The organism is Spirosoma sp. KNUC1025 (assembly GCF_045160025.1).
Lineage (GTDB): Bacteria > Bacteroidota > Bacteroidia > Cytophagales > Spirosomataceae > Spirosoma.
In genome coordinates this window covers 6,134,161-6,148,419 of sequence record NZ_CP087139.1, presented here as the reverse complement: position 1 = coordinate 6,148,419, position 14,259 = coordinate 6,134,161, and the positions used below count along the sequence as shown (strand labels likewise).

Genomic DNA, 14,259 nt, shown 5'->3' with positions numbered 1-14,259 from the left:
GTTAATTATGTTTTTCGCTTGCTGACGGCTTCCATCAGGCCACGCATGTAGCCTAAGGCGTAGAGGGTACCGATGGTGCTGTAGCCAGGGTGCTGATTGCTATCGCCATACATAGTCGGTACGTGGTCGGGGCGGATGGGCCCTTTGAAACCAATGTCATAATAGGCTTTCATCGCCTGATACATGTCAATGATGCCTTCGTCGTGAAAGGTTTCTTCGAACGAAAAGGTACCACCCCGTACATTTCGAAAATGCACAAAATGAATTTTACCCTGTTTCCCAAAATAGTTGATCAGACCAGGGATACCCTGACCCATCAGGGCAAAATTCCCCTGACACATGGTTATGCCGTTATTGGGGCTTGGGTATAGTTCCATGAGCCGTTTGAACGAATCCACTGTGTTCATAATGCGGGCAATGCCCCGGAGACTGTCGACCTGCGGGTCGTCGGGGTGCATGGCTAGTTTGATGCCCGCTTTCTCTGCTTCCGGGACTACGGCTTTTATGAAATAGGTAAGATTTTTCCACAACGTTTCCTTCGATACTTCGCCATACTGGGTAAGTGGTAAATTTTTGGCCGCTTCATAATCGAACGCTGTTACCAAGGCCCCACCCCGGCCCGAACGGTCGTTTTGGGTTCGGTACCAGCCAATAACTGGCATCCAGTTATAGCAAATCGTGTCGATACCCACTTTCGCCAGGTTTTTCATCAACGTAATGAAATTGGCGATCTCTTCGTCGCGTCCTGCTAAACCCAGCTTGGTTTTTTCGCTCAATGCGGGTGGCCCTTCTATAACGCGAAGCTTTAAGCCAACCTTCTCCCAAGCTTCTTTTACAGCTGCAACGGCCTGATACTCCCAGGGTTTTACATCGTTCAGACCTGCCATGCCCGGATTTATTCCGCCTACGGCACCCAGTACGTCCAATTGTTTTGTCAGCGCAATTTTCTGTTCATTCATCCCGCTGAAATAGGCTTCACACAGTTGCATACCGGCATCCTTGCTGAACGTAGCCAGATCGGCTGAGGGTAAGCGAGTAGGGTGGTTTATGTCCGCATTGCCGGATGCCAGACCACTTGCCGATAGGGCCGCCAGTGAAGCGGTGTTTCGGATGAAAGCTCTGCGTGATTTTCTCATCGGTTTGAGTATAGCTGCAATCGGCTCAGTGGTTCGCTGATGAATGCCCGGCTGACTTGCTTTTAGAGCGATCCACACAAGTGGTCAGGGCGCGGTATGTGTGGTAGGCAGCTTTCCAGATATGCCCCTTCAGCGCCGTTTTGCGTTTGGGATCTTTGTCCAGCCCCTCTTCATACCAGTCACCATGTTCGTGATCAATCATGTAGGTTAGTACGTATTGCCAGAGTAGTTTATACTGGTCGAAATAATGCATGGAATCGTTAGGAAACTGATCGGCCATCAGCAGAAGTGTATTGAGCCCCTCGGCCTGCGACCACCAGTTTTTACTTTCCCGAATAATACTCATGCCCGGTTTATCCTTAAAATAATAGCCCTGATCATAAAAACCGCCCACCGTTTTGTCCCAGCCATTGGCCAAAGCATGGTCAACCATTCGTTTGCCCGTCTGAAGGGTTTTTGTGTCGTTTTTCAGGCCCAATATGTGCGAAGCTTCCAGCATCAGATAAGCCGTTTCGACATCATGCCCGAAAGAAACGTGGTCCAGATTGCGGTGTTTCAGAATCACTGCTTCTGATGAATCACGGAAGGAAACAGGGGTCCAGTCGGGTTGAAAAAACAAGGTCAGATTGCCTTTGGGTGTTGTGATGACGTCGCGGATGAGCCGGAGCATTTCGTCCAGGCGCTCACGTACCAGCGGATCGGGCCATACCGTGTAGAGTTCGGTCAGGGCTTCGAGCAAATGGATGGAACTGTTCTGATCTTTATAGCCCAGATCGGAGGTAGAAGGTACAGAATCATCGCGTTTGATGGGGGTTCCGTTTCGTTGCAGATGCTGGAAATACCCTTTATGAATAGGATCATGGCTGTGCTTTTCGAGCCAGGCGAACGACTTTTTGGCCAGATTCAGGGCCGCCGTGTCGTGCGACATGTGATAATAAGCACTCAGGGCATACAAGCCAAAGGCATTGCCATAAGCCTGTTTCATATCGCCCCCTTTTACGTTGCCCTTCCGGTCAACGAGGTTATAAAAACCACCGTACTGCTTATCCCACATCACATCGCGCAGGAACAGAAAGCCGTGCCGGGCATTGTCTTTATAGTACGTAACAGTAGGATACCGCTCGGCCGCTTTAGCTGTCGTCCAGGTGTGCCGGGCCTGCGTCACAATCATTTTATCCTGCGGTCCCGTAGGCGTAAAATCGTAGGTGAAGGTGCTCAGAAAACCGCCAAACTCTTTATCGACCGCTTGTGGATACCATTTATTGAGCATCTCAGTACGTATCGATTTCTCCATTTCAGCCGCAATGCGCATCCGGTCGCCGGGTGTTTTTTGGGAAAGGACCGGATGGGCCAGGCTGATCAGCAGGCAGACAATGCGGTAGCGAAAACCACGGTGTTTCATGAAGGTACAGGAATGAATTTATCAGCGGGAATTTACTGCCCCATTCCCTAAAGAAGCATCAGACAACTTCGCTACTGTCGTTTAAGGCAAATTCCTTATGCTTTGCGAGGTACTTTCTACGGCTCATGCTTTTCTTTTTCATGACGTGTAATTCTGATCGCACTTTTGGGCCGTCAATCACATTGTCGATCAATCAATTGAGCCAGAAAATATGAAAAAGGAGGAAGCGATCATTCAGGCATACGTCGGGGAGGTTATCAACCGGAAACAGCTGAATCTCATAGATCAGTACTTTGCCGAAGAATGTTACCTGCGTACTACGACGGGCCGGGAGGTACGAGGCCGGGAAAGCTTTCGTCAGGCATTACAGGGCGTTTTTACGGCCTTTCCTGATCTGTACGTAACAATCGACGAGCTGGTAGCCGTAGAAGGACAGGTGGCTTATCGAATTACGGCTCAGGGTACGCAGCAGACTGATTTTGAGTCCATCGCACCTTCTCAACCGCCAACGTCGTTCCGATTCAGTGAAGCGTTTTTTGTAAAGCTGGAAGCCGATAAAATTACCGATGTGTGGATATTAATGGATATGCACTCTTTGCTGAATCAACTGAACAGGCCGATAGTCCTTGCAGAACCTGTTCTGGAGCAGTAGGGAGTACCGGTCTGTCCAGTTGAGCGCAAAAGATTTTTACATACTGACCGAAAGGCTGATACTATCAATCCGCTGTTTGTCAGCAGAACGGGAGTGTTTGTGGGCAAGCGGGCAAAAGCAGACGGCATCAGAACTGGTGCTTAGCTCATCGCTTGCCAGTGATTGAAGTGTGCCATTCAATTCAAACGTCATCCGGTAGTTAGTTAAAGCCGCCGGAACGGTCGTAAATAGCCAGTTACGATTCGCTTTTGAGATGATGAACAAACCATTGTCGTCGCCAAAAGCAGCAAAGTCGGGCATGGGTTTGGATTTGCTGAAGCGCTTTACACCAAACCGCTCCCACAACTGACGACAGGTTTTTATGACGCAGGGCGTAACGATGCCGATTTCACTAATGCCCTGAAAGAAATCACAATCCGTCAGGTTGCCCTCATGGCAGGCCAAATCATGTCGGGTAATGAACTCCAGCAGGTTGCCATTATTATCGAAAAAATAAGCTGACCGGGCGCGCCAGTCTCCAAATTCGGCAATCGTTTGTCCCCGCGCCTGCGTATCGATATAATCCAGAGCAAACCAGTGCATGCACATCTCCAGCATTCCGCTCGGTACGTTTATGGCGAAGTGGTACGGTGCGACAGGCTTCGTTGTCGAGCGAAAGGTTAGTTGCGTCCAACCTACCTGCAACGTCAGCGAATCCACAGATTCAGCTACAATCGATAGACCCAGGTGCTGCGTATAAAAGGCGCGGGTACCTGCTGGGTCGGTGGTTTCAAGTTCAAGCGTTACGAGTTTCATGAAGGGCTGTTGTTTACTGTGGTGGCTCAAAATTGACTAAATCAGGCTCGATACCAAACGACGTAACGGATGAACCTGCTGAACAAATGGGTGAACCCACACTTTGGGAGTATCAATTGATCAATGCCTGTTAGGCGGTTCAAGGACAGTATCCGGAGAAACACGATTATTTAGTAGTTTTAACGGATCGTTCCTGAACAAAGGTGGGCTTGAAACTAAACCGATTTACCCAGCAAGATACGTGGATTGCTCTGGGCCTTGTGCCTGCTTACGTTGCCTTTCTGAACTATATGCTGTTCGGAGAAATTTACTTCCAGCAGCTCGATACGTTTCTGCTGGCCACGCTGAGTACTGCCCTTATCTGGACGCCCGTTTACTTCTTACACGCTGTTCCGGCTGCTTACCTGCGTGATCGCTTTCCGGCAGTTCGCCAAACCTGGATACGGTTATGCCTGGCGCTGGGTATTCATATCCTTATGTCGTCGGCCATTATTTCCGTTTTGTTTTACGGCTACAAATGGGCCGGTTTCCCCAACTATACGTTCGATCCGGTACGTCTGCGCTGGACATTGGTGTTCAGTACAATCGGGAATGTAATCGCGAATGTTGTTCACGAAAGCGTGTACACCTTCGAGAAGTGGACCCAGACGCTGCAGCAAACTGAGAAACTGAAAAAAATAAACTTACAGAGTCAGCTCGACAGCCTGAAACAACAGGTAAATCCGCATTTTCTGTTCAACTCGCTTAACTCACTTTCTTCGCTCATCGACAATGATCCGGAGAAAGCCGAGCATTTCGTAGAAGAACTGGCGAGCGTATACCGCTATCTGCTTCAAACCAACGAAGGGGAACTCACCAGTTTGCAGACCGAACTCAGCTTTATCAATTCCTATTTTCATTTGCTGAAAACCCGGTACGGAAACGGAATCGATTTACAGGTTATGGTGGATGATGACCATCAGCAGGCACTCTTGCCTCCACTGACGCTGCAAATGCTGGTTGAAAATGCCGTGAAGCACAACGTAATCCTGCCCGATCAGCCCCTGCAAATTCGTATCGAAACGGATGTGGACGGACGCTTATTCGTGATCAACAACGTACAGCGGAAAAACACCCGAGCCATATCCAACGGGGTAGGGTTGGCCAATATCGCCACAAAGTATCAGTTGCTGGGACACGGAAATCTGGAAATACAGGATGAGTCATCCACCTTCACAGTCGTGATTCCGCTGATTATGACCCTCAACTAGATGAATCTGGCTAAAAGTCGACGGTATACAACTTTTTCTGCTGCTGTTCATTTATCACTGACGGCAGAAGCCTGAATAAGCTGTTACGTAACCAGGCAAGTACCGGATTCTGCCATTGGCCAATCTGACCGATACGTCGGGAGTTATTGATAACGTAATGAGTTCGCTGCAACCGACGTTGTTCAAACCGTTTAAAGGATTCGGGTATAGAGCCACCCGCTTTCAGTTCATCGGCCAGAACCACAGCATCTTCGATAGCCTGACAGGCGCCCTGCCCCATATTCGGCGTAGTAGCGTGGGCAGCATCGCCCAGCAGCAGGATGCGGTCGAAGGCGTAGTGCGGTAAGGGAGCCAGGTCAGCGATGTCGTTCCAGAGTAAATCTTTATCACGTGTCCGTGAAAGAACTTCCGGAATGGGCGCGTGATAACTACCAAACCGATTCAGCAGATCGTGGGTTGTTGACTGACGCATGCGGGCGTCATTAGCGGGAGCGTTGACACAGGCAAACCAGTACAATTGATTGTTGGCCAGTGGCACTAGTCCAAAACGCCCATTATCGCCCCAGGTTTCGGTTGCTTCCGATACGTTCAGACCTGTACTATCAATAACGGCTCGCCAGCAGGTATAGCCGCTATACCGTAGGTTGCTGTCTGGGAGAAGCTGCTGACGAATAGGGGAGTGGATGCCATCAGCAACGAGTAGATAGTCCGTTTGATGAACAGTCCCATCGTCGAACGTAATCAGCAGCCGCGACCCTGTCTGGTCGACATGAATCGCTCGTTTCCCGGTTGTTAATGAAAGATCATCAACCTGTTTCAGCAATTCCTGGTGCAAAGCCGCCCGATGAATGGTGAAATTATCCGTACCATATTTTCGGCTCAATGCCCGGCTATCGGTGCGCGTGATTGTGTGCCCGTGTTGATCGCAGATCACAAACGCATCGAGCACCCGCCCCGCCTGAAGAATGGAGTCAGCAACCCCAAGTTTCTGGAATGCTTTCACGGCATTAGCCGCCAGCGCTAATCCGGCACCGAGCGGTTTGATGACTGGAGCAGCCTCAAAAATAGTTACAGAGAGGCCGAGTTGCCGTAGCGCAATGGCTGTGGTCAGGCCTGCAATACCGGCCCCAATGATGGTGAATTGTTTTTGGCGATGCATGTCAATAAACGGCGTTAATTGGATGGATACTTACCCGAATGAACGTATCAAAAGTAGCCTGATCCGTTGGCGTGGCCGAGGCTGTTACCTGTAGACTGGAAGAAATGAAAGCTGAAGTGGTTCGGGGCATCGTTGGAGCGAAAAAGCTCGTGGTGGTTAATTCAGCCTGATTCAGTCGGTAAAAAAACCGTACGAATTGCTTACACAAACAGGTCGGGCTTGTTCGTGAGTAAAGAATTCAACGGCTTTACGGTATTTTTGTCGTTCTGACAGAGACGATAAAAAGATTTTCTGGTAGTACTAATTGTCTGCTTCAATGAAATCAGTGTGTGCCATTCTTGTTGCTGTTACGTTCCTGGCGCTTACGGCTTTCAAAGCCGAGAACCTATTGATTAACGTAACGCCGACCATACGGACAAAAGATTCCTCGATTCCGGTATGTACAACGGGGGTTTGCAAAGTGCCTTCACGGGCAGCCGCGTTGCGTTCTGTCGTGTCGTCTACATCAACCGGTAGTCGTGGTACAGGAGCGGCCGAAATGGTGCTCATCAAAGGAGGAAGCTTTCAGATGGGCTCCAACGATTTTCCGGACGCCAAACCTGTTCATGCTGTTTCCGTAAACAGTTTCTGGATGGATACGCACGAAGTGACCAATGCTGAATTTGAGAAGTTTGTACGCGCTACGCATTACGTAACGGTGGCCGAACGCCCGCTCAATCCCGCCGATTATCCCGGCGTTCCGGCCGATAAGCTAGTGCCGGGTTCAGCCGTCTTTACACCACCGGCTCAGCCCGTATCGCTGGCCAATCCGCTGGCGTGGTGGCAGTACGTAGCGGGTGCTAACTGGCGCCATCCGCAGGGACCCAAAAGCAGTGTTGTGGGTAAAGGCAATGACCCGGTGGTGCAGGTTTGTTACGACGATGCGGTGGCCTATGCCAAATGGGCCGGAAAACGCCTGCCAACTGAAGCTGAGTGGGAATTTGCCGCTCGTGGCGGACGTAGCGGCACAAAATATTATTGGGGAAATGAACTCAAGCCGGGTGGCAAATGGGTGGCCAATATTTTTCAGGGGCGGTTTCCGAACAACAATACCACCGAGGACGGCTTTCGTACGCTGGCACCGGTAAAAACATACCCGGCTAATCCGAGCGGACTGTACGATATGGATGGAAACGTGTGGGAGTGGTGCAGCGATCTGTACCGGCCCGACTACTATCAGAAAAGCCCGTCCACTAATCCGAAAGGCCCTAAAGATAGCTACGATCCCGACGAGCCCGGACTGGTGAAACACGTACAGCGGGGCGGCTCGTTTCTGTGCAGTGATCAGTATTGCATTCGCTACAAAGCGGGGAGCCGGGGTAAAGGCGAAACAACCAGCGCCAGCAACAATCTTGGCTTTCGCTGTGTAAAATCAGCTCAATAGAAAGGGAACCGCTACCTTCGCGAGCGTCATCGTTTTAGGCGGGTAACGGCTAATTTCGTGGCGGCTTCGAAACAAAGCGCTTTTTTCGCGAACATCATGTCAAAAGTTATATTAATTACGGGTGCCTCAACCGGTTTAGGTGAGCACATAGCAACGTATCTGGCACAAAAGGGCTATGTCGTATATGGTACGTCCCGAACGATTGAGCAGCTGAAGAAACCGTTCCGTACGCTGGATATGGATGTGTGCAGCGAAGAAAGTGTTCAGAAAGCCATAAACCGTATTTTGCAGGAGCAGGGGCGGCTGGATGTACTCATCAACAATGCCGGACTCGGGATTGCGTCGCCGGTCGAATCGCTGCCGATTGCCGACGTACAGCGCGTATTTGACACCAACGTAGTGGGGGTTATCCGAACGATACAGGCTGTGCTGCCGACCATGCGACAGCAGAAATCAGGTCTAATTATTAATATCAGTTCTATTGCAGCTGAAGCCGGATTACCCTACCGGGGTGCTTACAGCGCTAGCAAAGCAGCCGTAGATCGCCTGACTGAAGCGCTCCGGCTGGAGCTAACCCCTTTTGGTGTTCAGGCCTGTTACGTTCAACCGGGCGGTACACGGACCGACATCAACAAGAATCGGCTAAAAGTGTCGCTCCCGGCAGATAGTGTCTATAAAGACACATTCGACAGAACGTACGCCTTGATCGACGAGAGTGTTAGTCAGGGCATCGAACCAGATGTGTTCGGCCCCTTGATTGAAAAAATAATTCTGTCGCCCCAGGTAGAACGAGCGTATCGGGTTGGCAAACCTCTGGAAAAATTTTCTGTTCTGCTAAAACGGCTGTTACCAACCGGCGTTTATGAGCGAATGATCCGGAATCATTACAAAATGTAAATTACCCGCTGCGAAACTGCCATGGAACGATACCGGGAATTTACAAGTCGCTTTGTTTTACTGATCGGTCTGGTCATGGCATCGACGCTCGCCGGGACACAAACGGCTTCTCCTTTCCCAAAAGGCACCAAACGCATTCTGTTCCTGGGGAATAGCATTACGTACGCAGGCTCCTACGTGACCGATATCGAAACGTATTTTGTGGTGCACTATCCAAAGCAGTCGTATGAGTTCATCAACGTAGGGCTACCCAGTGAAACGGTGTCGGGCCTTAGCGAGCCAAACCATGCCGATGGTCGGTTTCCTCGTCCCGACCTGCACGAGCGACTTAGCCAAGTTCTGGCGCAAACAAAACCCGACGTAGTGTTTGCCTGCTATGGTATGAATGACGGCATTTACCTGCCGCTCGACGAAACGCGTTTTCGCCCGTATCGGGAAGGGATGAAATGGCTGCATACTGAGTTGGAAAAGATCGGTGCAAAGCGGATTATTTTCCTTACACCCCCGTTCATGACGATGAGAAGCTAGGGACGCAGGGCTATAACCGTACCCTCGACGCCTACGCAACCTGGTTGCTGGCTCAACGCGATTCGTTAAAGTGGGACGTAGCCGATCTTCATTTTCCTATGACCCGTTATCTGGACGAAACCCGAAAAGCTGATTCCACATTTGAGCTGGCAAAGGACGGCATACATCCGAACGAATTAGGGCACTGGCTGATGGCTAAAGCTGTTTTGCAGTATCTTGGACCGAACGTAGCGGATGCCCCGAACGTACTCGCTACCTTGTCAACCAACCCTCATAGCGAAGAAATTCTAAAATTGGTACGTCAGCGACAGGCTATTATGAAAGATGCCTGGCTCAACGCTACGGGCCATAAACGCCCTGAAATGAATGCTGGCTTGCCAATGACTGAAGCCCGGAATCGGTACAAGGCTCTGGAAAAACGTATCCGTGCACTGATGGCAGAACGACATTGAATGGTGTTGCGCCGAAGTAAAACGGAGACATCCACGTAATCGCTTATTCCAGAATGGCTATCCGTAGTTTTTGGGTACGCTCAGGAACCGTAGTCAGGCTCAAAATGATTGTAGGAGCATAACACCAAACATATTTATGGAATTAGGCATCAGTAGTTTTGGCGAGATCAAACCGGATGGCGTAGCAGGGAAAGCCATGAATGCGCATCAGCGTATGCAGGAAACCCTGGCAGAAATAAAACTGGCCGACGAAATTGGGCTGGATGTTTTTGCACTGGGCGAACACCACCGCCCCGATTTCATTATATCGGCACCCGAAGTCGTTCTGTCGGCTGCGGCTGCTATCACGAAAACTATCCGACTTTCCAGTTCGGTTACCGTACTGAGTTCGGCCGATCCGGTCAGGACATTCCAGAACTTTGCTTCGCTGGACCTGATCTCAAACGGCCGGGCCGAAATTATGGCTGGACGTGGCTCGTTCATTGAATCATTTCCGTTGTTTGGTTATGACCTGAAAGATTATGATGAGTTATTCACCGAGAAGCTGGATCTGCTGCTGAAGATCAATCAACAGGAGGTGATTAGCTGGAGTGGTAAACATAGGGCGCCCATTCATAATCAGGGCATTTACCCACGCCCATACCAATCGTCAATCCCAGTCTGGCTGGCCGTCGGTGGTACACCTGCCTCAGCGGTTCGGGCAGGTACGTTAAACCTGCCGATGACCGTAGCGATTCTCGGCGGTACGCCCGACCGCTTTGTCCCATTTGTCAATTTGTACCGGCAGGCAGCTCAGAAAGCTGGTCATGACATGAACCAGCTGCAACTAGGCATCAATTCTCAGTTTTACATAGCCGACGATTCGCAGCGGGCAGCCAACGAGTTTTTTCCGTCCTACGAGCTGTTGATGAACCGGGTTGGAAAGGAGCGAGGCTGGTCGCCCATTACGCGGGATCAGTTTGAATACATGCGGCAGTATGGGCCACTGATGGTAGGCAGTCCGCAGCAGGTGATCGATAAGATTCTGTACTTCCACGAATTGTTTGGCAATACCCGCTATCTGGCTCAGATGATTACCGGTCACGACATGCCCCATGCTAAAACACTGCACGCCATTGAGTTATTTGGCACGAAAGTCGCGCCGGTGGTACGGAAAGAACTGGCAAAGAGCAGTGTAGTTTCCTGATCGTTTACATGCTGACAATGCACGCTCCGATCTCGGAGAACGGAAGGACTTCCTGCTACCCAAAAACCACCTCTGAATCAGTCAGTTCAGGGGTGGTTTCGTTTATTACCCCCGAACTGGCAGACACGACGTAGCGGGCAACGACTGGGAAAAATACCTGCGTTTTGCTAACAAGCACTTAAAAAAGAAGTAGGTGCCCCCTTATTCTGCGCTTTTCTAAATTGATTCACCTCTAAAAGCAAGAGTGGTCGACAACATTAGTGGCAAATACCCTTCCAGATAATATCCAATAACTTTTCTAGCTCAATGACTCCTCTGCGTACGCTTCTTATTTTAAGTTTTTTACTAATAACTGGTCTGGTTAAGGCGGCAAAAATCGATACGGTTGATACGTATAGCTCGTCGATGAAGAAGACGATTAAAGCCGTGGTTATTACGCCCGACTCGTATACAAACGGTAGTGAATTTCCGGTGGTGTACTTACTGCACGGTTATAGTGGCAATTACAGCGACTGGGTCAAAAAAGCATCGAATCTGGGTGAGACTGTGGATCGTAATCAGTTAATTGTTGTGTGTCCGGATGGCGCTTTCGGAAGCTGGTACTGGGATAGTCCGGTTGATCCTACCTTTAAGTACGAAACCTACGTCTCCAATGAGCTGGTGTCGTGGGTCGATAGCCACTACAAAACCATTAAGAACCGACAGGGGCGGGCCATTACAGGGCTGAGTATGGGCGGACACGGCGCATTGTTTCTGGCGTTTCGTCACCAGGACGTATTTGGGGCGGCTGGCAGCATGAGTGGGGGCGTCGATATTCGCCCGTTTCCCAATAACTGGGACATGGCTAAACGGCTGGGTACCTATGCCCAGTTTCCCGACCGATGGGAGCAGAATACCGTCATCAATCTGCTGCATTTGCTGACCCCAAACGCGCTATCGCTAATCATTGACTGCGGGAGCGAAGACTTTTTCTTTCGTGTCAACAACAACCTGCACGACAAACTTCTGGAACGTAACATTCCACATGACTACATTGCCCGGCCCGGTGGCCATAACTGGCCGTACTGGACGAATGCAGTAACGTACCAACTGCTGTTTATGCGCCAGTATTTCGATAAACAAACCGCAACGATTGCGCGCTGACGAGCAGCAATACTATATTCTCCTAAGAATGGATCGTTAACCAAACTTGTCTATGCGCCGTAGCCTCCCGTTAACTTTTTTGCTCCTTCTGTCTTTTTCGGTTTATGCTCAGAAAGTCGTCCGGATTGCCTGCATAGGCAACAGCATTACGTATGGTGCCGGGCTTACGCACAGGGAGCAAAACTCATTTCCGGGTCAATTGCAAAACCTGCTCGGGAGTGGCTACGAGGTTATGAATTTTGGCGTGAGTGGGCGGACGGTGTTACGGGAAACGACAGCGCCCTATACCGCTACCGATAAGTATCAGGAAGCCCTGAAAAGTAACCCGGATATTGTGCTGATCAAGTTGGGTACCAATGATAGTCGACTGCCGTACCGGTTGAAGATCGACCAGTTTATGCCTGATTACAAAGCATTGGTTCAATCGTTCAGGACCTTGCCCAGCAAACCGCGGGTCATTCTATTGCTGCCGGTAGCCTCGTTCATGACCGACACGACCCGGCAGACCGATGCGGCCATTACGAAACTTATCATTCCCCGAATCCGCCAGGTAGCTTTTGAGGAGAAACTCGAACTGCTCGATCTGCATTCGCTAACGCGGGAAGATAGCCTCCTGTTTCCCGATAAGCTCCATCCGGCACCCCTGGTTATGACCCGAATCGCCCGGCGGTTGTACGAGGTGATCACCCTGAAAAATCAGCCTGATTTCGATATTTTTCGGAAGATCAAAGAACCTGTTACGTTGTCGTCGTTTTATGGCTACGATTGTGCTGATTTTACGTTTGAAGGACGTAACGCTAAAGTGGTTAAGCCCAGAATAGTAGCGAAAGACAAACCTTGGATCTGGCGGGCGCGATTCTGGGGGCATGAGCCGCAAACGGATATTGCCCTGCTGGATCATGGTTATCATCTGGTGTATTGTGACGTGGCCGAACTCTTCGGTAATGCCGAAGCTATTGAGCTTTGGAACAAGTTTTACCGATACATGCACAAAGCCGGATTAGCCGATAAAGTCAGTCTGGAAGGCTTAAGCCGGGGTGGAATTTATGCCTACAACTGGGCCATCGAAAATCCGAAAAAAGTGGCCTGCGTGTACGTAGATGCGCCTGTGCTGGACCTGAAAAGCTGGCCCGGCGGTAAAGGAAAGAGTACGGGCAGCCCGAGTGACTGGGAACTGTTCAAGAAAGATTTCGGGCTGAAATCGGAGGAAGAAGCGCTTCAGTTTAAAGGAAATCCGCTCGACCGCGTTGCTGATATTGTAAAAGGTAATTTCCCGATGCTGCACGTAGTGGGCGATGCCGACGATGCGGTACCCGTCAGTGAAAACACCGAACCATTCGAGAAACAGGTGCTGGCACTGGGTGGTAAAATTACCGTCATTCACAAACCCGGTGTGAACCATCACCCACACAGCCTGCCCAATCCGTCGCCCATTGTGGATTTTATTCTGAAAGCATCGGGGCAATATCCACACTACGCGCTCATGGCTATGCCGGGGTCAGAGTATCGGTCGGCGGGGGGATGGAAACGCGGTAATGACTGGTGGGATAATTTTGCAAATATTCAGCAAACGCTGGATAGTGTAGGCAAATTGGACGTACTGATGATGGGTAATTCCATTACGCAGGCCATTGGTAAGCGAAGTCTGGTTATTCATCACGCGGGTCAGGCGGCTTTTGATAGTGCGCTGGCTGGTTATCAGTACGGGGTAGCGGCTATTTCGGGCGATAAAACCCAGAACCTGCTGTGGCGGGTTGAGCACCTTGACTTCACGAAAGCCAATCCGGACGTAGTGGTTGTTACTATTGGCGTGAACAATTTCCGGGAAGATGAGGCAGAGGATATTACGGCCGGAATCGGGGCTATCCTGAAAGCACTGAACCGCAAACTCCCGCAGGCTAAACTGGTACTAATTGGGCCGCTTCCGGCCGGTACGACCGCTGAAGACGATAAACGAAAAAAATACGTAGCGGTCCATCAGCAGATTCAGGCGTTTGTCGATAACAAAACCGTTTTCTTCTGCGATCCGTCGGGCGTGTTGATCGACGCTGCTACGGGTAATCTGGGTACAGGGTTGTATTCACCCGACGGTATTCACCTGGCGACAAAAGGATATAGAGTCTGGGCCGCCGTCGTGCGGGAAACAATCAACAAATTTGCCTTACCAACAAGTCGTTAAGTTTTTTCTCCTCTAACATCCGAGATACAATCGCGGATGAGCTCTATAATAAATGAT

Annotated in this window: 14 protein-coding genes; 9 read left to right on the top strand and 5 right to left on the bottom strand. The window is 50.3% G+C overall.

Translation table 11 applies throughout. The features are described 5' to 3' along the window. Nucleotides 1-5: 5 nt before the first annotated feature. Both LN737_RS26915 and LN737_RS26910 read right to left on the bottom strand, forming a co-directional pair. The gene (locus tag LN737_RS26915; RefSeq protein ID WP_405513726.1) at nucleotides 6-1,136 is read right to left on the bottom strand and encodes a mannonate dehydratase; all 1,131 of its coding nucleotides are present in this window, start codon (nucleotides 1,134-1,136) and stop codon (nucleotides 6-8) included. Nucleotides 1,137-1,161: 25 nt separating this feature from the next. Then, nucleotides 1,162-2,538, bottom strand: coding sequence for an AGE family epimerase/isomerase (locus LN737_RS26910; protein WP_405513725.1), 1,377 nt, complete (start codon nucleotides 2,536-2,538; stop codon nucleotides 1,162-1,164). Nucleotides 2,539-2,749: 211 nt separating this feature from the next. Between LN737_RS26910 and LN737_RS26905 the strand changes: the two genes are divergently transcribed. Beyond that, nucleotides 2,750-3,190, top strand: a complete 441-nt coding sequence (locus LN737_RS26905) for an ester cyclase (RefSeq protein WP_405513723.1) — start codon at nucleotides 2,750-2,752, stop codon at nucleotides 3,188-3,190. A gap of 36 nt (nucleotides 3,191-3,226) precedes the next feature. Here LN737_RS26905 and LN737_RS26900 read toward each other — a convergent pair whose 3' ends face one another. Further along, the gene (locus LN737_RS26900) at nucleotides 3,227-3,985 is read right to left on the bottom strand and encodes a VOC family protein (RefSeq protein ID WP_405513721.1); all 759 of its coding nucleotides are present in this window, start codon (nucleotides 3,983-3,985) and stop codon (nucleotides 3,227-3,229) included. A gap of 209 nt (nucleotides 3,986-4,194) precedes the next feature. Between LN737_RS26900 and LN737_RS26895 the strand changes: the two genes are divergently transcribed. Beyond that, nucleotides 4,195-5,235 carry a sensor histidine kinase gene (locus LN737_RS26895; RefSeq protein WP_405513719.1) on the top strand — a complete coding sequence of 347 codons (1,041 nt, stop codon included), beginning with the start codon at nucleotides 4,195-4,197 and terminating at the stop codon, nucleotides 5,233-5,235. 10 nt (nucleotides 5,236-5,245) lie between these two features. Here the strand turns inward: LN737_RS26895 and LN737_RS26890 are convergent, their stop codons facing one another. Both LN737_RS26890 and LN737_RS26885 read right to left on the bottom strand, forming a co-directional pair. Next, entirely contained in the window at nucleotides 5,246-6,394 is a 1,149-nt protein-coding gene (locus LN737_RS26890) for an FAD-dependent monooxygenase (RefSeq protein WP_405513717.1), read from the bottom strand. A 1-nt stretch (nucleotide 6,395) separates the two neighbouring features. Next, a complete protein-coding gene (locus LN737_RS26885) occupies nucleotides 6,396-6,602 on the bottom strand; it encodes a hypothetical protein (protein WP_405513715.1) in 207 nt (68 codons plus the stop codon). 108 nt (nucleotides 6,603-6,710) lie between these two features. Between LN737_RS26885 and LN737_RS26880 the strand changes: the two genes are divergently transcribed. From LN737_RS26880 to LN737_RS26850, 7 genes are all read left to right on the top strand, one after another. Then, complete coding sequence (locus tag LN737_RS26880) at nucleotides 6,711-7,817, top strand: formylglycine-generating enzyme family protein (protein ID WP_405513713.1); 1,107 nt, start codon at nucleotides 6,711-6,713, stop codon at nucleotides 7,815-7,817. Nucleotides 7,818-7,913: 96 nt separating this feature from the next. Beyond that, complete coding sequence (locus LN737_RS26875; RefSeq protein ID WP_405513711.1) at nucleotides 7,914-8,714, top strand: SDR family oxidoreductase; 801 nt, start codon at nucleotides 7,914-7,916, stop codon at nucleotides 8,712-8,714. Nucleotides 8,715-8,735: 21 nt separating this feature from the next. Continuing rightward, entirely contained in the window at nucleotides 8,736-9,242 is a 507-nt protein-coding gene (locus LN737_RS26870; protein WP_405513709.1) for a hypothetical protein, read from the top strand. Nucleotides 9,243-9,286: 44 nt separating this feature from the next. Further along, nucleotides 9,287-9,694: a hypothetical protein gene (locus LN737_RS26865; protein WP_405513707.1), complete on the top strand. Its 408-nt coding sequence runs from the start codon at nucleotides 9,287-9,289 to the stop codon at nucleotides 9,692-9,694. Nucleotides 9,695-9,830: 136 nt separating this feature from the next. Then, complete coding sequence (locus LN737_RS26860; RefSeq protein ID WP_405513705.1) at nucleotides 9,831-10,880, top strand: Atu2307/SP_0267 family LLM class monooxygenase; 1,050 nt, start codon at nucleotides 9,831-9,833, stop codon at nucleotides 10,878-10,880. 306 nt (nucleotides 10,881-11,186) lie between these two features. Further along, nucleotides 11,187-12,023 (top strand): alpha/beta hydrolase family protein, encoded by an 837-nt coding sequence (locus LN737_RS26855; protein WP_405513703.1) that lies wholly within the window; start codon nucleotides 11,187-11,189, stop codon nucleotides 12,021-12,023. A gap of 52 nt (nucleotides 12,024-12,075) precedes the next feature. Further along, nucleotides 12,076-14,202 carry a GDSL-type esterase/lipase family protein gene (locus LN737_RS26850; protein WP_405513701.1) on the top strand — a complete coding sequence of 709 codons (2,127 nt, stop codon included), beginning with the start codon at nucleotides 12,076-12,078 and terminating at the stop codon, nucleotides 14,200-14,202. Nucleotides 14,203-14,259: the final 57 nt, after the last annotated feature.